The sequence below is a fragment of the Pseudoalteromonas sp. SWXJZ94C genome (assembly GCF_015864385.1).
GTDB lineage: Bacteria > Pseudomonadota > Gammaproteobacteria > Enterobacterales > Alteromonadaceae > Pseudoalteromonas.
This window is the reverse complement of the sequence record NZ_JADYXF010000024.1, coordinates 1-22898: the sequence shown is the minus strand read 5'-3', so window position 1 is coordinate 22898 and position 22898 is coordinate 1. Positions and strand designations below refer to the sequence as shown.

Sequence of the window (22898 nt, the reverse complement as noted above, 5' to 3'; positions counted from 1 at the left end):
CTCTCAAGTGCAGGGGGCATTATGAAGTTAACATCAAAAGGCAGATATGCCGTTACAGCTATGCTTGATGTTGCACTGCACACAGGCGTAGGTCCTGTAGCCCTTGCTGATATTTCACAGCGACAAGAAATTTCTTTGTCTTACCTTGAACAATTATTTGCCCGCCTACGTAAAAATGGACTAGTAAGTTCTGTTCGCGGTCCTGGTGGTGGTTATTTACTCGGACGAGAAACAAACGTTATTTCTGTCGGTGATATAATTAGCGCAGTGGACGAGTCGGTAGATGCAACACGTTGCCAAGGCGCCGACACTGGTTGCCAAAGTGGCATGCGCTGTTTAACACATAATTTGTGGTCAGATTTAAGTGCTCGAATAGAAGAATTTTTAAATAATATTACCCTTGCTGAATTGGTGGAAAAATCTGATGTGAAAGAAATTGCATCACGCCAAGATAATAGTATTAATAATGCAATTAAGCAGTTGGAAAACATTCAAGTAAGCTGTCAACTTTAGGTTGACCTGCAGCGGAGAGAGAAATGAAGTTACCGATTTATTTAGATTACGCAGCGACTACGCCTGTTGATGAACGTGTTGCTAAAGAAATGATGCAATGCCTAACAATGGACGGTAAGTTTGGTAATCCTGCGTCACGTTCACACCGTTTCGGTTGGCAAGCAGAAGAAGCTGTTGATCAGGCGCGTACAGATATTGCTGATTTAATTAATGCAGACCCACGTGAAATTGTTTTCACCTCGGGTGCAACTGAATCAAATAACCTTGCTATTAAAGGTGCAGCACAGTTTTACAAAAAGAAAGGTAAGCACGTTATTACCGCTAAAACTGAGCATAAAGCAGTAATCGACACATGTCGTGAGCTTGAGCGCCAAGGTTTTGAAGTAACTTACATGGACGTTGAAGAAAACGGCTTACTTGATTTACAAAAACTTGCTGACACAATGCGTGACGACACAGTACTTGTAAGCATCATGCACGTTAATAACGAGCTAGGTGTAATTCAAGACATCGCAACTATTGGCGAAATGTGTCGCGAACGTAAAATTATGTTCCACGTAGATGCAGCACAAAGCGCAGGTAAAGTATTAATCGACATGCAACAGCTTAAAGTTGATTTTATGTCGTTCTCAGCACATAAAGTGTATGGTCCTAAAGGTGTTGGTGCACTTTACGTTCGTCGTAAACCACGTGCTCGCCTTGAAGCGCAAATGCACGGTGGCGGTCATGAACGTGGTATGCGCTCTGGTACTTTAGCTACTCACCAATTAGTAGGTATGGGTACCGCGTTTAAAATTGCTAAGCAAGATTTCGAAAAAGATCACGCACACATCAGCGCATTACGTAATCGTTTAATCGACGGTATTATGGCTGATATGGACGAAGTATACTTTAACGGCACGCAAGACCAATCAGTACCAGGTATTGTAAACATCAGCTTTAACTTTGTTGAAGGTGAGTCGTTACTTATGGCAGTAAAAGACATTGCAGTATCGTCAGGTTCAGCCTGTACATCTGCAAGCTTAGAGCCTTCTTATGTATTACGTGCACTTGGCCGTAACGACGAATTAGCGCATAGCTCAATTCGTTTTAGTATTGGTCGCTTTACTACCGAAGAAGAGATTGATTATACCGTCGAATTAATGAAAAACTCTATCGGTCGCCTACGTGAAATGTCTCCACTTTGGGAGATGCATCAAGAAGGTATTGATTTAGATTCAGTTGAATGGGCTCACCACTAATAGTGTGAGCACATACCCTAGCAGGTAATGAGGATAGAATAATGGCTTATAGTGATAAAGTAATCGACCACGTAGAAAACCCACGTAACGTAGGTACTCTAGATAAGAACGATCCGTCAGTGGCAACGGGTATGGTAGGCGCACCAGCATGTGGTGACGTAATGAAATTGCAAATTAAAGTATCTGCCGAAGGCGTTATTGAAGATGCAAAATTCAAAACCTACGGTTGTGGCAGTGCAATTGCTTCATCTTCACTTGTAACAGAGTGGGTTAAAGGTAAGACGCTAGACGAAGCTGCGACAATTAAAAACACTGATATCAGTGCAGAGCTAGAATTACCACCAGTGAAAATTCACTGTTCAATTTTAGCAGAAGACGCAATTCAAGCAGCAATTGCAGACTATAAAAGTAAACAAGCGAAGTAAGAGACTCTCATGGCAGTGACATTGACAGATGCGGCAGCAAACCGCGTACAATCATTTTTAGCAAACCGCGGTAAAGGTTTAGGCCTGCGCGTTGGCATTAAAACGACGGGCTGTTCAGGTCTTGCTTATGTACTTGAGTTTGTTGACGATTTAAACGAAGACGATGAAACTTTTGCAGCTAAAGGCGTTACATTAATTGTTGACGCTAAAAGCTTAGTTTACATCGACGGCACAGAGCTCGACTACACCAAAGAAGGCTTGAATGAAGGGTTTAAATTTAGAAACCCTAATCAAGCTGACGAATGTGGTTGTGGCGAAAGCTTTACCGTTTAAGCTTAAATGTGTTTCTCATACCTAAGTTACTTGGGTATAAATAAGCCCTGCCAGTAATTGTAGGGCTTTGTTATTTTTGAAATTAATTTCTGAATTTTATTGGTTGAAGTTATGCGCTATTTTGAGTTATTTGCAATACCAGTTGACTACAATATTGATTTAGTAACGATCAACAAACACTATTTAGAGCTACAACGTACTGTGCATCCAGACAGACATGCAAACGCGAGCAGTCGCGATAAGTTAATGGCTGTACAAAGTGCTGCTGAAATTAATGACGCACTACAAATATTAAAGCACCCAGTAAAGCGTGCTGAATATATGCTAAGTGAGTTAGGTGTTGATATTCGTGCTGAGCAGCAAACCTTGCAAGATCCTATGTTCTTAATGCAACAGATGGAACTTCGCGAAGAGTTAGAAGAGCTTGAATCAGCGAATGACCCTGATACAGCGATTGCTAATTTTGAAAAACAAATCAAACAACTCAATGAACAATACAGTGCACAACTTGCAGAGCAATTAGCAAGCAACGATGAGCAGCAGTACCAACTCGCTGCCGATAATATTCGTAAACTAAAATTTGTTTACAAATTACGTGACGAACTTGAACGCATTGAAGACAGTTTATTTGACGATTAATTACTTGCTGCAAAGCGAGCAACACGAGTTTAAAGAGCATTATGGCATTATTGCAAATTGCTGAGCCGGGGCAGAGCGCGGCACCACACGAACATAAATTAGCGATAGGTATTGACCTTGGTACAACTAATTCATTGGTAGCTACTGTGCAAAGTGGCGAAGCACGAACGCTAACAGATGAGTTTGGCGAGTCTATGTTACCGTCGGTTGTTCGTTATCAAGCAGGTGGTATTACTATTGGTGCAGAAGCTGTACAAGCTGCAACGCAAGATCCTGCTAATACACTAATTTCGGTTAAACGCTTTTTGGGTAAAACTCAAGCCGAAATAGAGCAGAGCTATGGTCAATTACCGTATGATTTTTGCCAATACAATGGCGCATTAGCTATTGAAACTGCAGCTGGAAAAATTAGCCCAATTAAAGCATCTAGCCATATTTTAGGTGCATTAAAAGCGCGAGCTGAAAAAAGCTTTGGTAACCAAGAAATTTTAGGTGCTGTAATCACAGTACCTGCATACTTTGATGACGCACAGCGCCAAAGCACCAAAGATGCTGCTGAATTAGCTGGTATTAATGTACTGCGTTTATTAAACGAGCCAACAGCAGCGGCTGTAGCTTACGGCTTAGATTCAGGTCAGGAAGGTATAATTGCTGTTTATGACCTAGGTGGTGGTACGTTTGATATATCAGTACTGCGCTTACACCAAGGTGTGTTTGAAGTGCTTGCAACAGGTGGAGACTCAAGCTTAGGCGGCGACGATTTTGATTCTTTATTAGTTGATTACCTTAAGCAAGAAACAGGTGTTACCGGTTTATCTCCTTCAGTTTTACGTTTATTTATAAATAAAGCTAAAGCATGTAAAGAAGCACTTAGCCAATATGCAAAAGTAAATGTGGGTCTTGAGTTTGACGATCAAAAGTACACGGTTGAAGTAACGCGCGAAAAGTTTGAAGAGTTAGCTATACCACTGGTTAAAAAAACACTTCGTTCTTGTCGTCGTGCTGTAAAAGATGCTGGCATAGAAAACGACGAAGTACTGCAAGTTATTATGGTAGGCGGCTCAACCCGTATGCCACTTGTACGCAGCCAAGTAAAAAGCTTTTTTGATAAAGAGCCACTTACTTCAATCGATCCCGATCGTGTTGTAGCACTTGGTGCAGCGCTTCAAGCTGATGTGTTAATTGGCAATAAGCCTGATTCTGACATGTTGTTACTTGATGTTTTACCATTGTCGCTTGGCCTTGAAACTATGGGCGGTTTGGTTGAAAAAATCATTCCTCGCAATACCACTATTCCAGTGGCACGCGCGCAAGAATTTACTACATTTAAAGATGGTCAAACGGCAATGTCGTTGCATGTACTGCAAGGCGAACGTGAGCTTGTTGATGATTGTCGATCGCTTGCTAAATTTAGCTTAAAAGGTATTCCACCAATGGCGGCAGGTGCTGCGCATATTCGTGTGACCTTTAAAGTAGATGCAGATGGTTTATTAAGTGTATCTGCAATGGAAAAATCAACAGGTGTGCAAGCTGAAATTCAGGTTAAACCTTCGTTTGGTTTATCTGACGACCAAGTTGCAAATATGCTAAAAGAGTCGATGAGCAATGCCAAAGGCGATATGCAAGCACGTATGCTTAAAGAGCAACAAGTAGAAGCACTTCGAGTTATAGAGGCGCTGAACGCGTCACTTGCAACCGATGGAGCATTACTTGATGAAATGCAGTTAGCTAATTTAAGAGCAGAAATTGCAGAGCTTGTAAAAGTACGCGAAAATGCTCAAGAGCCAAACGAAATAAAAGCAGCTATCGAAAAAGTCGATAATGCGAGCAGCGATTTTGCATCGCGCAGAATGGATGCATCAATTAAAAAAGCCCTTACAGGGCAGTCAGTAGACAACATTTAAGAGAGATTAGAATGCCACAAATTGTTTTTCTTCCACATCCTGAATTGTGTCCTGACGGCGCCGCAATTGAAGCGCCAAGTGGTCAAACAGTGCTTGATGCTGCACTTAAAAACGGTATTAGTATTGCGCATGCGTGTGAAAAATCATGTGCGTGTACTACATGCCACTTAGTAATTCGTGAAGGATTTGATTCACTACAAGAAAGTGATGAGCTAGAAGACGACATGCTAGATAAAGCATGGGGCTTAGAGCCAGAATCGCGTCTTGGTTGCCAAGCAATCATAAGAGATGAAGACTTAGTGGTTGAAATACCTAAGTACAATCTCAATATCGTTAATGAAGAGCACTAGTTTTTAACGATTTATTTTTAAAAGCCGCTGTTTGATACAGCGGCTTTTTTGTTTGTATTGATGATGTAGGTGAGGTTTTATACCTCGCTTTGTTTTTATTAAAGCTACATTAGAGCTGAATTAAGGCAGTTACATGAGCGCGAAATAAATTCGCACCTACAAGTTTGGTGTATGTGTTGATGTAGGTGAGGTTTTATACCTCGCTATGTTTTTTTAAAGCGGCATTAAAGCCAAGTTACCTGAGCGCGAAATAAATTCGCACCTACAAGTTTGGTGTATGTGCTGATGTAGGTAAGGTTTTATATCTCGCTTTGTTTTTATTAAAGTGGCATTAAAGCCAAGTTACATGAGCGCGAAGTAAATTCGTACCTACAAGTTTGGTGTATGTGTTGATGTAGGTGAGGTTTTATACCTCGCTTTGTTTTTATTAAAGCCGCATTAAAGCAGTTACATGAGCGCGAAATAAATTCGCACCTACAAGTTTGTTGTATGCGTTGATGTAGGTGAGGTTTACACCTCGCTTTGTTTTTATTAAAGCCGCATTAAAGCAGTTACATGAGCGCGAAATAAATTCGCACCTACAAGTTTGTTGTATGCGTTGATGTAGGTGAGGTTTACACCTCGCTTTGTTTTTATTAAAGCCGCATTAAAGCAGTTACATGAGCGCGAAATAAATTCGCACCTACAAGTTTGTTGTATGCGTTGATGTAGGTGAGGTTTACACCTCGCTATGTTTGTTTTAAAGCGGCATTAAAGCCAAGTTATATGAGCGCGAAATAAATTCGTACCTACAAGTTTGGTGTATGTGCTGATGTAGGTGAGGTTTTACACCTCGCTATGTTTTTATTAAAGCAGCATTAGAGCTGAATTAAAGCAGTTACATGAGCGCCATATAAAATCGCACCTACAAGTTTGGTGTATGTGTTGATGTAGGTGAGGTTTTACACCTCGCTTGTTACTAAATTAAACCTGCATTAAAACTGAATTAAAGCAGTTACATAAGCGCCATATAAAATCGCACCTACAGGTTTGGTGTATGTGCTGATGTAGGTGAGGTTTTATACCTCGCTATGTTTGTTTTTAAAGCTGAATTAAAGCAGTTACATGAGCGCGAAATAAATTCGCACCTACAGGTTTGGTGTATGTATTGATGTAGGTGAGGTTTTATACCTCGCTTTGTTTTTATTAAAGCCGCATTAAAGCCAAGTTACATAAGCGCGAAGTAAATTCGCACCTACAAGTTTGGTGTATGTGCTGATGTAGGTGAGGTTTTACACCTCGCTTTGTTTTTATTAAAGCCGCATTAAAGCCAAATTACATGAGCGCGAAATAAATTCGCACCTACAAGTTTGGTGTACGTGTTGATGTAGGTGAGGTTTTATACCTCGCTATGTTTGTTTTTAAAGCTGAATTAAAGCAGTTACATGAGCGCGAAATAAATTCGCACCTACAGGTTTGGTGTATGTATTGATGTAGGTGAGGTTTTACACCTCGCTATGTTTGTTTTAAAGCCGCATTAAAGCTGAATTAAAGCAGTTACATGAGCGCGAAGTAAATTCGCACCTACAGGTTTGGTGTATGTGCTGATGTAGGTGAGGTTTTACACCTCGCTTTGTTTGTTTTAAAGCGGCATTAAAGCGACATCAAAACCAAATTACATGAGCGCCATATAAATTGCACCTACAGGTTTTGTGTATGTATTGGTGTAGGTGAGGTTTTACACCTCGCTTTGTTTTTATTAAAGCGGCATTAAAGCCAAGTTATATGAGCGCGAAATAAATTCGCACCTACAAGTTTGGTGTATGTGTTGATGTAGGTGAGGTTTTACACCTCGCTTGTTACTAAATTAACACGTACCTGTAATTTTATACGCAGCCTTTAGGAGATCTATTTTGAATAATTTAACTTTCTCAGACTCATTTATTAACGGTGAATTTTATAAAACGAATACGCACTTTAGCGTTAACGATCCCGCTACCGAAAAAAGCATAGTTGATGTAAGTGATATCGACGAGCAGGGCGTAAATAATGCAATTAATGCTGCCCAAGGTGCTTTTGTTAAACTAAAAAAAACCAACGCAACCGAGCGAAGTGAAACACTAATGCGCTGGTACGAGCTTGTTATAAAGCATAAGCAAACACTTGCTGAACTTATGACTAAAGAGCAAGGCAAGCCACTTAAAGAGTCATTGGGCGAAATAGATTACGGTGCCGGTTTTATAAAATGGTTTGCAGAAGAAGCAAAGCGTAGTTACGGTGATGTTATTCCCCCAACAGATAACTCCCATCGTTTAACTAGTTTTAAGCAGCCAGTAGGTGTTGTAGCAGGCATAACACCGTGGAACTTCCCTGTTGCTATGGTTACTCGAAAAGTAGCACCAGCTTACGCTGCGGGCTGTAGCTTTATACTAAAACCTTCTGAGCACACACCACTTTGTGCTATCGCACTTGCTTATCTAGCCGATCAAGCCGGTTTTGTTAAAGGTGCATTTAACGTATTAGTATCACAGGATGCCAAAACAGTAGGCAAAATGCTGACCGATTCAGAGGTTGTTCGTAAATTTACATTTACCGGCTCTACTGGAGTAGGTAAGCAGTTACTATCACAATGTGCAGATACTATTAAACGTACCTCAATGGAACTTGGTGGTAATGCTCCTTTTATTATCTTTGACAACGCAAACTTAGATGAAGCAATTAAAGGGTTGATGGCGGCTAAGTTTAGAAATAGTGGTCAGGCATGTGTAGCGGCAAATCGTATTTTTATACAGCGTAATATTCTCGATGAGGTACTCTCAAAAATCACACCTAAAGTAGCGGCGTTAAAAGTAGCGAATGGATTAGAAGATGATGTTGATATAGGTCCGCTTATTTACCCTAAAGCTAAAGATAAAGTGCAACAACTAGTGCAAGATGCACTTGATAAAGGCGCGACACTTATCGGTGATAACAGCGATTTAGGTGGGAGCTTTCAAAACCCTCTAATTGTAAATAACGTGACGACCGAAATGGACATTTATCATGAAGAAGTATTTGGTCCAGTGTTAACGGTTATTCCTTTTGATGAAGAGCGTGAAGTTCTCGCACTTGCTAACGATGTACCTTATGGTTTAGCAGCCTATTTTTATAGCCAAGATATAAAGCAGATTTACCGTATTAGTGAAGGGCTTGAATTTGGTATGATTGGCGTAAATGAAGGCGTTATATCAAATCCTGTGGCGCCGTTTGGTGGTGTTAAGCAATCAGGTTTAGGGCGCGAAGGCGGGCATCAAGGGCTTGATGAGTATTTAGAAGAGAAATACGTCTGCATTAAAATATAATTAAAAGCTCACTCAAGCACGAAATTACTTCGTGCTTGTCATTGATTTATCCATTTATCCACACTTTTTTATTACATTAATATGGCAGATATATGAACTTTCCCTTTTACTGTTGCTACCAATAGCGCTAAATGCTACCTTTGGATGCATATTTTTTGTTAATAAAACAACATTAAAAAACTAATAAAAAGTAAAAGGATTTCTATAAGTAGAAATAACCCCGTGTGTAAATGCCACCGTAAGGTGGCATTTTTTTGTTCTAATTAAAGCCTCAATACCCAACATTCATAAACTTTCTATTTATTAGCTTAAATACAGAAGAGTAATTTTAAACTTATAAGTTCAGTATACTAATTTATGGGGGTATAGCCTGGAAGCTTGTCAAAATCTACCTTATCCAATTGCTCTGGGTTAGCAAATTCATTGATATATTGCTTGTATACTTCAGACTCAATAAAAACAGCAAAAATATCAGGATCAAGGTGGTTATTACTAACCATAGTGCCTAAAATATTTAAGCATTCACTTACCGGTTTTGCTTTTTTATAAGGCCTATCTACAGCCGAAAGTGCTTCAAAAATATCAGTAATAGCCATCAGCCTAGCAGGCACCGACATTTGATCTTTCGTTAATCCGCGAGGGTAGCCTGTACCGTCTAGCTTTTCATGATGACCCAACGCATACTCAGCTACATTACTTAAGTGTTTAGGGAACGGCAGAATATCTAATATATTTTTAGTTATATCCATATGACGCTTCATTACGTCACGCTCACCTTGTGTAAGTGTGCCACGTCGTATCATTAGGTTTTCAACTTCATCGGCAGTAAGTAATGGTGTTTGTTCGCCATTTATTTTTAGTGAATACTGTTTTGATATTCTTATTATATGGGCTTGTTCTTCTTCACCTAAAAATTCCCCTCCAATATTCACTCTTTGCAATAATGCACGATCTAATGCTAATTGCTTAAGTTCAGTATCAAGTAATCGTTCAAATTGTAAAACTTCAATTGGCTTATTCTGTTTCAGTGCAGAGATAATTTGCTGCTGATAAGATAATTCTAAATCACGGCTAATAATTTCAAACTTAGCGTCAATAAACGCTATACGGTCAAAAATAGTTTCTAACTTGGTCGACTTTTCCATGATGTGATCTGGCGTAGCAATTTTCCCACAGTCATGTAGCCATCCCGCAACGTTTAGCTCATGGCGATCAGCAGGGCTCATTGTAAATTCGGCAAGTGGACCTTTATCTATTTCATGGACCGCATCAGCAAGCATTAACGTTAGTGCTGGCACTCGTTTGCAGTGACCTCCTGTATGAGGTGATTTTTCATCGATTGCCATTGCGATAGCTTCCGCAAAAGTTGAAAAAAGCACTTCCATATCTTTAATTAATGTGGAATTAGTTAATGAAATAGCACCTAAAGAGGCAAAAGATCGGATTAGAGTGACAAGATCTTCACTGAAAGGAATTATCTGATCGTTCTCATCTTTCACATTAATAAGCTGAATAACCCCAATAATATCGTCGTTATGATCTTTTAATGGAATTGTTAACATTGATTTAGTTCGATAGCCAGTGCGTGCGTCTATTTCACGCGCTGCGCTCATATCAAAAGGCAGTGCATCATAAACATCAGGAATATTAATTACTTTGCCTGAATTAACAGCGAGGGCAACTATCGCAGCTTCATTTTCTTCTCCATTAATAAAAAGATCAATACTAGGAAAGTCGACAGGGTTTCCTAAGTGACCACCTAAGTAGAGATCTAACGATTTATTAATTACTGTTTCAAACTTTAGCTTTTTATCATCTGTTATAGAGTAGATAGACCCAGCATCGGAGTTGGATATAGCCATAACAACTTGCAATATTTCATCAAGTAACTTACTTGAATCTTTCTCAGTTGTTAGCCTAATACTGATATCGATAAAGTGATGAAGATATGTTTTATCTTTAATGTGCTGAGGCATATTTTTACTACTTTTTTGTATGTATAAAGGCGCCATTCCAATCCTGTGCGAGTGTTTGCAAATCACTTTCTTGGATTCGCTTAATAAAAATAGTGTATACGTGAGAATTAAATAACGATGTTCTTTCTAGTTCTTTAAATAATAAAAGGGCTTGTTTCCAATCTTTATTATGGAAGCATGTTATTGCTACTAATGATTTTTTTATTTCAGCTAACTGATCAGTATTTAGTTTTTTTGTAAAATCAATCGGCTCAAATAACAGTGCTGTAGTTGTCTTTCCTACAACTTGTACTTTATCTATCAAACGAAATGTAATATCCGAACATGCTAGCATTGTTTCCTCAGTAACTAGAATAGACACGTCGTAATACTTGGTCAAGCTTTCTACTCTTGCACCTAAATTAACAGTATCACCAAGTACTGTATAGGCTTTACGATAAATCGAGCCCATATCACCTACATTCATGTCGCCCGTACTTAAACCAATCCCAATTTTTATTGCCGGCAGGTTTTTTTCAACAAATAATACGTTAATGTGGGTTAGCCCTTTAATCATGTTTATTGCTGCTTCAACACCATGCTGAGCATGGTTATCATCTTTTAATGGTGCGTTCCAAAATGCCATCACCATATCGCCTACGTATTTATCAATAGTACCGTCATGGCTGAATATTATTTTAGTGATAGCAGTGAGGTATTCGTTTAAATATTCGCTTAACAAGTGCGGCGACATGTTTTCTGATAACGAAGTAAAACTACGAATATCGGCAAATAATACCGTCATGTTTCGTCGTTCACTTTTTTGAGATAAATCATTACCTTGCTGTATAAGCTGGTTTATACGTTCAGGAGGGACATATTGGTCAAACATAGACTTAATTTTTCGGCTGTGTTTCATTTCAGCAATTGACCCAACAACAATATAATAACTGGCTAATATTGTTATAAGCACAAGTGGCATCAATAAAGGCAAGCTAACCTTTTGTATTGACCATAAATAAATATTTAATAATACTGCCGCGCATGTAATAACAAGTGATAAAACAATGATAAAACGTGCACTTTTTCCATAACTAAAAAACGATAATACGCTGCCTATTAGTATAATAATGAGTAAGCTAGCAGCTAAAGTCCAGTTAGGTTTTGAGGGCAGTATTTCTGGATGCATTAATCCTTCAAATATATTGGCATGTATTTCAACACCTGGATATTGTAAACCAACAGGTGTTGCCCTTAAATCAGCTAAGCCAATAGCTGAGGTGCCAATAAAAGCAACTGTTCCTTCTAGTTCTTCCAAACCCACTTTTTGAGTAAGTACATCTGTGGCAGAGTAATAGGGAAAGCTATGTGCACGACCTTTATAAGGAATTAGTATTTGCCCATATTCATCAGTTTGAATCCATTTGTTTTGAAATTTTATACCTTCAAATAAAGTTATATCATCCAATATAGTGGAGCGGGTTTCTATGTTTTTGGCAAGTGTATAAAGCCGAGCTACCTCAAGTGCTAAAGAAGGGTAGAGTTGTTCACCAACTCGGTTAACAAGCGCTGCTTTTCGGATAAAGCCATCTTCGTCGCTGTGTGCATTAATAAAACCGGTACCTGTTGCAGCACTTTGCAGCTTAGGGATATTTACAATAGCGCTAGAAAATTGATTTATTTGTGAATTTGCATGATCAGTGTTTTTCCACAAAACACTGCTTTTAGCAGGCGAGCTATGGTGACTAAGTTTATCGTTAATTAATAAAAACCCAAGAGCGGTATCATTTTGAGATAGTGCGTTTGCTAGCTTTGTATCAGCATCTACTTGCTGTTTAATTACGGCAAGAGGGATATTATATTTTTTTGATAAATCAGGGATTTCAGAGATGATTTTTGTAACTGGATTTACTTCTGGTTCAGAAAAAAATATATCAAAGCCAATTACAACAACGCCTGCATCGCTTAGTTTTATAACTAGTTCAGCTATTTTAGATCGACTCCACGGGAATCGACCTTGTTCTTGCATGCTTTTTTCATCAATATCAATTATTACGACAGACTCATCAACACGCCTTGGTGTATCCGAGAGCGTTAGTGACAGGCGAGAGTCGTATATTATTCCTTCAACACGGTTAATTAGTTTTGCTAGTGATCCTGTCGAGAAGAGCTCGATCGATGCAATTAATAGTGTAATGGCAGCGCCAATAAAAAAATGTTTTGAAATAATTGGTTTTAAAGAGCTAATGACTACAGCTCCTTGATAGACTAAAAATCAAAAACTCGTCCTTCTCGGCCGCACTCTATTTTTACTTGTTGCCCGTAGTATGTGTGTAAATGTTTTTCTATAGCTAATAACTGTTCATCAGTTCTTGAAGGATCATGGCTAATAATAACCACATTTTTTACATCCGCTTTTATAGCAAGCTCAGCAACCTGATCTATGGTGCTGTGTCCCCAGCCATGTTTAAGCGGTAAGTCGGCATCTATAAACTGAGCATCATGAATAAGTAAATCAGCTCCTTTAATAAAATCAACCCATTCGCTTATAGTAGTTTTTGCCTTTTCTGGTGGGCTGAGTTCGTTATCTGTAACGTAAGCAACTTTTATTTCGTCAGCTTTAACACAGTATGCTGTGCCGCCTCCGGGGTGATTTAATAGCGCGGTCGAAACCGAAAAATCATTAATAGTAAATTGCTTTTGCGATGATAAAGCGGTGTTAAGGGTTATATTTGCGGGTAGATCCTGATAGCAAACAGGAAAATATGAGCCGCTCATTTGCTTTAATATAGCATCTTCAGTTTTTTTATCGTCAATGTTGCCCACTGCAATAGTTATATCGCGGTTGGGTTGATAAATAGGTTTAAAAAAAGGAAAACCTTGAATATGATCCCAATGATTATGTGTAAGCAAAATAGTTATAGGGTGTTCTTTTTCGAGCAAACGCGTACCGAGCTCTACAATACCGGTACCAGAGTCTAAAATAAGATCCTTACCATTATTTTGTTCAATATACACACATGAGGTATTTCCTCCAAAAATGTGTGTATTGCTTCCCGGCGAAGCCATAGAGCCTCGCACTCCAAAAAATTCAACTTTCATAAATTAAGGCTTAACTCCACCGGCATAAAAATTAAACTTAGAAATACTTACATTATTAGAAACCCCATTACTGCAAATGCTACTAACCACTATTTGGGTATCACTTTGTAAAATTATTGAGGTAAATGCGTGCGTGCTTACACATTGGCTTGCTTCATAAAACCCAGAACCATTTTCTCCAAATGTAGTGTCTATAGCGCCGTTAGCTAAAATACGAGCCAACATTCCTTTATTATTACTCATACCAGCTAATATAATATTATTGCTGCTATCAAGAGTTGCACTTCTTACCTCTGTATCGCCAGTAGAGGCTAGAACATACTGACCGACTCCATTTACTGCAAAGCTATTATCTATTGCACCAGATGCCAGTAATCTAATAACACTTGCCTTATTTGGAGTATCAACAAAGTTAGTAACTAAATAGAGCTTGCTTGAGTTATCAGCTAATATCGACACCATTTTATTGTCAGTGTCTGTCGTGGTTTCGCCGGTATATCTAAATAATTGGTTACCGTCAGAGTTAAGCTTTAAAGCTATTAGCTCAGATGTTGCACCCGATACAGATTTACCACCAACAAAAATATCGTCATTATTAATATATATGCTTTCATAGTATTCAAAAGGTGAGCCTAGTATTACTCCATCGTCACCAAAGTCATCCTCAAGTGAGCCGTCCGACTCAAGCTTCATAATAAATGCTCTAGGGGTACCTGACATCACTGTAGAGCCAATAGCAACAATATTGCCATCATCAATTGCTAAGCCAGTTAGATTGAGTTTTTCGGCGCCAGTGATTGATGTTGAATAAATACCATCTGTTGCAAATGAAGTATCTAAATCACCATTTTGATTAACTTTAGCTACAAAGCCTTCTTCACCGTCGGTTTTGTTTTTAGAGCCTGTAATTACTAAGCTTCCGGTATTTAGCTCAGCTAAAGCTATATCAGATGCACTTAAGTCAATAGCGATTTCTTTGTGACCTGTTTTACTAAAGCTTGCGTCTATAGAGCCTGCACTTGTAAAGCGCGTTAATACTAACTTAATAATTGAATTCGATTGAGCTGTTGATGCAAGAATATACTTACCTGCATGCACGCCATTACTAAGTTGTAAAACCTGCATTGATTGATCGTCAGATTCCGCACTTATAGTATTAAAAGTAAGGTAGCCAACATCAGCAAAATTGGTAAATAATGCAGCTTGGTCGTCTATCGCAGTAACAAAAGGTTTTGTGTTTGAGTCGTCATTAACACCAGCTATCCATACGGTGTCGTTTGAATCTATAGTTGCTGCTTTGGCAAATTGTTTACCACTAATACCCGAAACAATATTAATTCCTGATGCCCCATAAGCACTATCAAGTGAACCATCAGCAGTTAGAATTCGCGCAGAAAATAACTTTTCAGTAGCTGAAATCCCAGTTGTGCCTGACAAAATAATTTCATTTTTGATAGGTTCATATTTTATGCCGGTTATATCCGCTCCACCATTTCCACTGCCGCCATTACCATCAATATCATAAATTGCAGTGCCGGCATTGCCAAAACTCGTTACAAGTAAACCGGTTTTATCAATTGCTAAAACAACAGCTTCTTTTTCACCACTGTTACGAGTTACGTAACCGCCCGCAAGTGCAGTGAAATTAATGTCTTTAGCACCGCCAATTGCAAACAGTTCATCATCTTTATTGTTATTTGATAGGTCAAATGTAAATGCTGAACCATTGTTAAAACTACCGCTGTTTTCACCATCAGAGATTAAATAGCGAATAAGTATGTCTTTATCGCCATTAAGATTCGTTACGCTACCAACAACCATTAGATCAGAGCTATCAAAGTGTTTAATAGCAAACGCTTCATCATCTCTGTTTGCACCGCTAACATCGACTATTTTAGGGCTACCTGCTTCAAACTCTAATGAAGATCTATCGTACTTTATCCATAAGCTATCATCATCATTACCGTTAAAGGCTTTACCCACGGCTTGAATTTTATCATCATTAAACTCAAGGTCATTTATAGTTAAAGTGCCTGCCAGAGTCGTGCAACGAATACCTGAATCATTATCACCAGAGTCACTACTTAATACACCAGTGGTACTCATTTTTAAAAGGCAGGCTTCAGTATTAGTGCCATCAAAGCTAGAGTAAGCAATAAAGAGGCTTGTACCATCAGAGATAATCGCAGTGGCTTCTTCATCTTTTGCTAAATCTAATACTTTTACTCCATCGTTGTTAAATGCAGTATTTAGGGCACCACTTGTTGTATACGAGGCAATAACAATATCTTTATCGTCGTTGTTGCTAAGACCAACAAAGTAAATATTATTATTTAGCACAATGCTATCATTGAACTCACCGCTCGAAAAAACACCAGAAAGTTCTAAATCGCCAGTAATAGGGCGACCAAAAGTTCCGTCTTCAACAGGAATAAGCGGATCAGCATCATCATTTATATTAATGGTTATACTGATTGTCGTTGTTTCACTTGGTGTACCATCGTCGATTACACCAATACTCAATGTATATTGTGAAGTGGTATCAAAATCAAATGGATGTACACCTTTTACCGTTAACAATCCCGAGGTGCTATTTATATCAAATAAAGCAGTGTTGCCGCTAACAAGGCTGTAGCTTAAATTGTGGCTTTCAATATCTGAAGCGCTAATAGTGCCAATGTTGTCACCATCAGTTGCATTTTCACTAATATTAAAGCTCTGATCAGATGCAACTGGAGCATCGTTTACAGGTGTAACAGTAATTAATAAACTGCCAGTATTAGTGCCACCATTACCATCGTCTACGGTGTAACTTATGCTAACTACACCATTGGCATTTGCTAGTGGTGTATATTGTAGTCTGTTACTTACTATTGATACGGAGCCACTATCGGCAGTAGCCGCTGTAATAGTTAGCGTATCGCCATCAGGGTCGGAGTCATTAGCGAGTACATCGATTAGTAAAGGTGCTGCATCTTCATCCATTGTGGCTGAATCTGCATTAGCTATAGGGCTATCGTTTACTGGCGTAATGGTAATAGATAAAGTTGTAGAGCTTGTACCGCCGTTACCATCACTCGCAGTATATGTGACGGTAGCTACGCCATTAAAATTAGCATCGTTTGTATACTGAATTTTATTACTTATTACCAACACCGCTCCTACATTAACAGACACTGCGGTTATAGTGAGGTTATCACCATCAGGGTCTGAGTCATTAGCGAGTACATCGATTAGAAAAGGTGATGCATTTTCATCCATTGTTGCTGAATCTGCATTAGCTATAGGGCTGTCGTTTACCGGTGTTATTGTAATAGACAATATTGTAGAGTTTGCACCACCGTTGCCATCACTTGCAGTATACGTAACGGTGGCTACACCATTAAAGTTAGCATTGGCTGTATACTGAATTCTATTACTGACCACCGATACTAAACCAGTATCAACAGACGCTGCACTTATTACAAGGCTGTCGCCATCAGGGTCAGTATCATTGGCTAATACATCAATTAGAAATGGGGCTGCATCTTCGTTTCTCGTTGCTGAATCGCTATTTACCACAGGCGGGTTATTATTCGATGTTGTAATTATAGTAACAGAAACTGTACTTGATGAATTACTCACACCATCAGTAATTGTATAGCTAATCACCTCAACTCCTGAAGAGTTTAAAACAGGTGTATAAGTGAGTTTATTATTTGTAACAACAACGCTGCCTCTGGCAACAGAAGCAGAAACAATAGTTAAGTTACTTCCTTCAATATCGCTATCATTGGCAAGTACATCAATTTCAATTGGTGAATCTGCACTCGTTGTTACTGAATCAGTATTTGCAATCGGGGCATCATTAATTGGTGTAACAGTAATGGTAACTGTTGCCGTGGTATCACTTGCACCAGGTGTACCAACTGCAAACCCGTCAATAATTGTGTAAGTTAGTACTATTTCACCTGAAAAGTTAGCTGGTGGAGTAAACTCAATTTGCTCGTTTACAATAGTCACTTCACCAACAGTGTTTTCTACATTGGAAATAGTAATTGTATCGCCATCTGCATCAGTATCATTAGCTAATACATTAAGTAATGTAGTAGGGCTATCTTCTTCTAAAGTAAATAGATCGTCATTTGCACTTGGGAAGGTATTTACTCCGCTTTCACTTAATATTACTTGAGCGGTTGCGCTTAAACCTTGATCGTTCGAGACTGAATAAGTAAAGCTATCTACACCAACAAAATCTAAATTCGGTTGATAAGTAAAAGAGCCATCAATATTTAATGTCAGTTCGCCATTTTGAGTGGTAGTAATAGCGGTGGTATTAACAAAAAGATCGCCAGGCTCAATATTAAAATCGTTAATTAGCAGACCATTTTGCACTGTCGCTTCAAATAATTTATTTCTGCTAAATTGATACGCATCATCTTGTGCAACAGGGTTATCAGGCTCACTGTTTATTATTAAAGTCACCGTTGCAATTGCAGTCGCGCCTTGAGAATCGATTGCTCTATATTGAAATTGATCCACACCATTAAAGTTAGCATCGGGTATATAACTAAAGCTGCCATCAATCGCCAATAATAATTGACCGTGGATAGGAGCAACAATAAAATCTTCATCAACAGAAAAACTATCATCATTAGGGTCTGTGTCGTTGCTCAATACGCCATTAGCGGCTGTAACAAGTAATGTATTATCTTCGCGTAAACTGTAGCTGTCGTTTGTGGCAATAGGCGCTATGTTAGTGTTTGAACTTACAATCGTTACGCGGGCAACTGCTTGTGCACCCTGAGCATCAATAATTCGGTATTGAAAGCTATCTTCCCCTTGCATGTTTTGCTCGCCTTGATATTCAAAGCTACCGTCTTCAAAAAGTGTTAATTCTCCTCGCTCAGGCTCGCTAACAGGGGTTGTATCTACAATTAAGCTATCTAGATCAATATCGCTATCGTTGATCAATAAACCAGGCGATGAAACAACTAAGCTTCCATCATTTGCAATACTATAAATATTATCAAGTGCAACAGGGGTATCATTTACTGCTTGTATCGTAATTTCTACAACGGCGGTATCTACTAAACCAAGTTCATTAATAGCTTCATAACTAAAAGCATCTTCACCATTAAAGTTAGCTGCTGGGGTATAAGTAAAATCGCCTTCTTCGTTTATATTAAGGGTGCCATGTTGTGGCAATATTAATGTATCTGTATTTACGCGCAACTCACCAGTGTATTGGTTTGTGTCATTTATTAATACGTTGCCTTGAAGGGGTTGATCTTCATTTGTTTGAAATTGATCAGCAGTAGCTTCTGGCGAAAAAGCAAGCTCTCCACCAACTGGCGCTATATTTATAGTGCTAGAAAAACCACTCTCACCACTGCCATCAATACCAGTAACCAGTACTTGGTAACTTTTATCTATTAGCGACTGCGTAACGTTTAATGTGGTATCTAAAATGCTTAAAAACTGCTGCCCATTTTCTAAATCATTAATGTTATTAGGTGAAACACCAGCTTGAGTCGCAAGGTAAACGTTATAACGATTAAGTTCTGAATTTGGCTGCCATGAAAGGCTAATATTTCCGCCGTTACGCTGGGCTGTTACACCTTCAATTTGATATGGCTGCCAACTAAAAGTGATCGCATCAGCAAGTACTTGGTTATTTAAAGTATCAGTTATCCATATTTCTAAGCGTAACTCACCAGAAGTTACATCATAAAGTGCAGGGCTAAGACCTATAATAGACTGTTCATAGTCAAAACCACATTCAGAAGAGCAAAGCGATATGCTTTTGTTTACGCTAGGGAGTACTAAATTAACTTCAGCAATACCATCAGAATCAGAGGCTTCAAGTAAAAAAGAAACGTTACCTTGCACTGTTTCGTTTACCTGTGAAAAAACAATGTTAGCCTGTGCATTAGCAATTGTTGGACTAACAATACCTCTACTTGATGTAACAGCACCTAACACTTTTGCTTGTGTGGTTTGGCTACTTGCTATAACGCCAGCTAAATTTACATAGCTAGTAACAGCTAGTGGGCTTATTTCAACCGCTTCTGGTGATTGGACAGCTTCTTGCGTTGAGCTTTCTTCTGAGCCACCACAAGCGCTTAACAAAAACACCATAGAACCAAGCAAAAATATTTTTTTTGCTGTCATTTTAAATACTCCATAATAAAAGCTTTATATCCAATGTGTTTATGGTTCTAATTTAAAAGAACCAGTAGCATTTACATCTGGATTATTTATTTCGTTGAGGTTAAAACTGCCTGAAATTGTGTCTAAGTCATTTAAAAAAATAGCCTCAACATTACCTTCAGCTTTGTTATTAGCATGGGAGGCAAAGGTAACGGCTAAATCAAGTTTACTTAGGTTAATTAGCCCGCTATAAGCCGCGTACCAATTGCCGTTAGCATCATTAAAGCTAATTTCACCATCAGGAACAGTACCATTATCAAAATCGACAGCCATCATCATAGAAAAATCGCTTACTGCACCCGCGCTTGAATCTATATTAAAGCTTGATGCCTGATAGTTAAAAACACCTTGGCGCTGTGCAATCTGATCAATTAAAGATGCATTACTCACAGTTTGAAATTGTTGCTCAGAATAAACATCAGCAATGCCTGAATCCGTTTCAATAATATCAATAATATCTATAATTTCAGGTTCAATTACCTCTGCAACAGAGCTCTGCTCAGACTCTTCTTTATCGTCATCACTTTTAGAATCAATAGCGACTATGTTTTGGTCAAAAACGTTTGCTGCACGGGTTGTAGTTAATACTTCACCTGAAGCAGTAATTTGTGCAAACGAAAACGCCTCATTGTGACCTAAAGAAACCACGTCATTATTTTTTAAAGTTAAATCTATCGCGCCATCCCATACAGCTAAAAATACATCGCCATTAACTAATTGAACCTCAAAGTGAGTTCCACGAATACCAATAGAGCCAACAGGGGTTTTTACATTATATGAGCCACCATTTTTTTTAATGACCCCTGAAATAGAACGTAAACCACCTTTGAGTAACTCAATAGATGCAGACCCTTGTTGGGCATTGCTATCAAATTCGTAGTTAGCAATATTTAGCTCTGAATTTTCTTTTAAAGCAATTAAACCGCCGTCTGACATTGTGAATTGGGCTTTGCTTTTTTCACCAGTGGTAATTCGGTCTACACCAAATACAGTATCTCTGCGTTGTAACTTTCGTTGCAGTTCAGAGTCTCCATCAACAGCTAATACAGAGCCACGAGCTAAAATAGTTTTACCAGCAGGCTCACTTGCTTGTGTATAAAAGCTCACACACAGTAAAGTGGTAATTACAGGGAGTAAATGTTTCATAAGTACCTTAAATTAAAATGAGTAAGATGCGCTTAAATTAATATCTAAACGGTCATATTCGAATAAAGAAATATTGCTGGTTTTATCTTGGTAATTGGCAGCTAGCTGTATTGCTAAATCGCGATTAACTAAATAACGAACAGTTGTTGAGAGCATAAAGAGGTTATCGGCACGTTCTTGTAAAAATAAAGGGTGATCATCTTGATAATTAATCCATTGGTATCCAGCAATTGACAGTAATTGCCATTGCTTAGCTAATTGAGTGTTAGCTTGGTAATACAAGCTAGTAATATTGCGGCTATTAAATTCACCTTCTGTTATATCCGCTTCTTCATTTTTTGCATTAACACTCAAGCTTTGAAACCAACGGCTAGTTGCATAGCTAGCGCCTGCATTTATTGCATAAAATGAGTTATCTAGCTTTTCATCAAACCTATTGTTCATTATCCCAGCGGTTACAGATCCAAATAAATTAACTTGCTTATTTAGCTTAAAGTTAGTGCCTGCGGTTAAAGCTGATTCAGTACGATAAAGTTCACCATCAAGCATTAATGGAGCTGCACCGGCTTGCACGTACCAACTTATATCGTTTTGATTATATTGATAAGCAGCATTTATCTGGGCATTAATACGGTCGTATTGACTCAACTCAGCAAATTTATACCATCCAGCATTAATGTTTAAAGTTACTAAGCTTTTTTGATTGATAGGGTGTGAGTATTTACCTCTATAATTTAATCGCGCATAGTTATCTTGTGTATTTTTACTCTCTGGAGATAATAAAAACTCACCTATGTCAGGAATAATAATTGTATCTTCTGCTGTACCTGCATTAACGTTACCGTCCACGCCAAGAGCAAATTCAACATTTTGGGTATAAAAACGTCCAGTTTGTTGTTGCTTAAAGGTTGTAGAACTTAATAGCGATTGCGCTGATTTTTTTACGTTATCAGATGTTTGAGATGAGTTAATAAGAATTAAAGCTTGAGTATTAGCTGCTGGTAAATTGTCGACCATTAAATAGGTTCTAGCTAAATATAGCCGAGCTTCATACCATCTAGGGCTGTTTTCTACTACACGTTCAAAGGCAAACACCGCAGGCGATGTGTGACCTGAGTTAAGTGCAGAAACACCAAGTAAAAAATCATAAGCAGGTTCACCTAAGTACTGATATTGATCACTACTTTTTTGATAAGCCTGTGAATATTTTTTTTCAGAAACTAATTCTTTTAGTTCAATCAGTAATTTATTGTATTCGTTATCATCTTTAGCTACCGAGCTAAAACTGAGTACAACCAAGTAGCCGCACAGAAAATATCCTAATACCTGTTTAATCATGCTTAATTTTATATCCCATAAAAAGTTTGAACGCATCATCAATAAAAATGGCGCTTAAAATAGAAACCTAGCACTTTGTGTACTTCTAGCACTTTGTGTACTTATATATGATTAATACAAACACATTAGTTAACTAATTGTTATTAGATGATAGGTTGAATTTTACACATTTAATATTTATTTCAAACTAATCACATAAAAAGAGCGCGCTGATTAAGTATTTTAGTTCTAAAAGTATATTAAACATTGATTTAATAGCTGTATTTAAATGGGAGATTTTAATTATTTAAGGTGTTGATTAGGGGCTGTTGATCTTTGTAGTATATATATTAATCAGCCCACATTGGTAGCCACATCATAGTAAATGCTAAAGCGAGCATGGAATGATAATTCCGTTCAAGCTTTTCATACCTTGTAGCTATCCCTCTATATTGTTTGAT

14 protein-coding genes and 1 pseudogene are annotated in these 22898 nt (G+C 38.3%); 8 read left to right on the top strand and 7 right to left on the bottom strand.

Annotation, left to right across the window (positions count from 1 at the left end; all coding sequences use genetic code 11):
• The first annotated feature begins 21 nt into the window (after positions 1-21).
• The 8 genes from iscR (at position 22) to I6F65_RS11705 (ending at position 8725) form a co-directional block, all read left to right on the top strand.
• On the top strand, positions 22-513 hold the full coding sequence (gene iscR / locus I6F65_RS11740; protein WP_024612845.1) for a Fe-S cluster assembly transcriptional regulator IscR: 492 nt from the start codon (positions 22-24) through the stop codon (positions 511-513).
• Positions 514-536: 23 nt separating this feature from the next.
• Positions 537-1754: an IscS subfamily cysteine desulfurase gene (locus I6F65_RS11735; protein WP_024612844.1), complete on the top strand. Its 1218-nt coding sequence runs from the start codon at positions 537-539 to the stop codon at positions 1752-1754.
• Positions 1755-1795: 41 nt separating this feature from the next.
• Positions 1796-2179 (top strand): Fe-S cluster assembly scaffold IscU, encoded by a 384-nt coding sequence (gene iscU, locus I6F65_RS11730; protein ID WP_007377675.1) that lies wholly within the window; start codon positions 1796-1798, stop codon positions 2177-2179.
• 9 nt (positions 2180-2188) lie between these two features.
• Positions 2189-2512, top strand: a complete 324-nt coding sequence (iscA, locus tag I6F65_RS11725) for an iron-sulfur cluster assembly protein IscA (protein ID WP_007377674.1) — start codon at positions 2189-2191, stop codon at positions 2510-2512.
• A gap of 111 nt (positions 2513-2623) precedes the next feature.
• Positions 2624-3151: a co-chaperone HscB gene (gene hscB / locus I6F65_RS11720; protein WP_024612843.1), complete on the top strand. Its 528-nt coding sequence runs from the start codon at positions 2624-2626 to the stop codon at positions 3149-3151.
• A 41-nt stretch (positions 3152-3192) separates the two neighbouring features.
• The gene (gene hscA / locus I6F65_RS11715; RefSeq protein ID WP_166111898.1) at positions 3193-5055 is read left to right on the top strand and encodes a Fe-S protein assembly chaperone HscA; all 1863 of its coding nucleotides are present in this window, start codon (positions 3193-3195) and stop codon (positions 5053-5055) included.
• A gap of 11 nt (positions 5056-5066) precedes the next feature.
• Entirely contained in the window at positions 5067-5405 is a 339-nt protein-coding gene (fdx, locus tag I6F65_RS11710; protein WP_024610528.1) for an ISC system 2Fe-2S type ferredoxin, read from the top strand.
• 1892 nt (positions 5406-7297) lie between these two features.
• Positions 7298-8725 carry an NAD-dependent succinate-semialdehyde dehydrogenase gene (locus tag I6F65_RS11705; protein WP_197113003.1) on the top strand — a complete coding sequence of 476 codons (1428 nt, stop codon included), beginning with the start codon at positions 7298-7300 and terminating at the stop codon, positions 8723-8725.
• Positions 8726-9075: 350 nt separating this feature from the next.
• Here I6F65_RS11705 and I6F65_RS11700 read toward each other — a convergent pair whose 3' ends face one another.
• From I6F65_RS11700 to I6F65_RS11670, 7 genes and pseudogenes are all read right to left on the bottom strand, one after another.
• Positions 9076-10737, bottom strand: a complete 1662-nt coding sequence (locus I6F65_RS11700) for an HD-GYP domain-containing protein (RefSeq protein WP_024609435.1) — start codon at positions 10735-10737, stop codon at positions 9076-9078.
• The gene (locus tag I6F65_RS22055) at positions 10709-12928 is read right to left on the bottom strand and encodes a CHASE2 domain-containing protein (RefSeq protein WP_197113034.1); all 2220 of its coding nucleotides are present in this window, start codon (positions 12926-12928) and stop codon (positions 10709-10711) included. The genes I6F65_RS11700 and I6F65_RS22055 overlap by 29 nt, the downstream gene beginning before the upstream one ends.
• A 20-nt stretch (positions 12929-12948) precedes the next feature.
• Entirely contained in the window at positions 12949-13782 is an 834-nt protein-coding gene (locus I6F65_RS11690; protein ID WP_197113002.1) for an MBL fold metallo-hydrolase, read from the bottom strand.
• A gap of 3 nt (positions 13783-13785) precedes the next feature.
• A complete protein-coding gene (locus tag I6F65_RS11685) occupies positions 13786-19935 on the bottom strand; it encodes an Ig-like domain-containing protein (protein WP_197113000.1) in 6150 nt (2049 codons plus the stop codon).
• A gap of 39 nt (positions 19936-19974) precedes the next feature.
• A complete protein-coding gene (locus I6F65_RS11680; RefSeq protein ID WP_197112998.1) occupies positions 19975-21120 on the bottom strand; it encodes a FecR domain-containing protein in 1146 nt (381 codons plus the stop codon).
• A 12-nt stretch (positions 21121-21132) separates the two neighbouring features.
• Positions 21133-22458, bottom strand: a complete 1326-nt coding sequence (locus I6F65_RS11675) for an outer membrane beta-barrel protein (RefSeq protein ID WP_197112996.1) — start codon at positions 22456-22458, stop codon at positions 21133-21135.
• Between the two features lie 329 nt (positions 22459-22787).
• Positions 22788-22898: pseudogene (locus I6F65_RS11670) on the bottom strand (IS5/IS1182 family transposase); the annotation flags it as partial.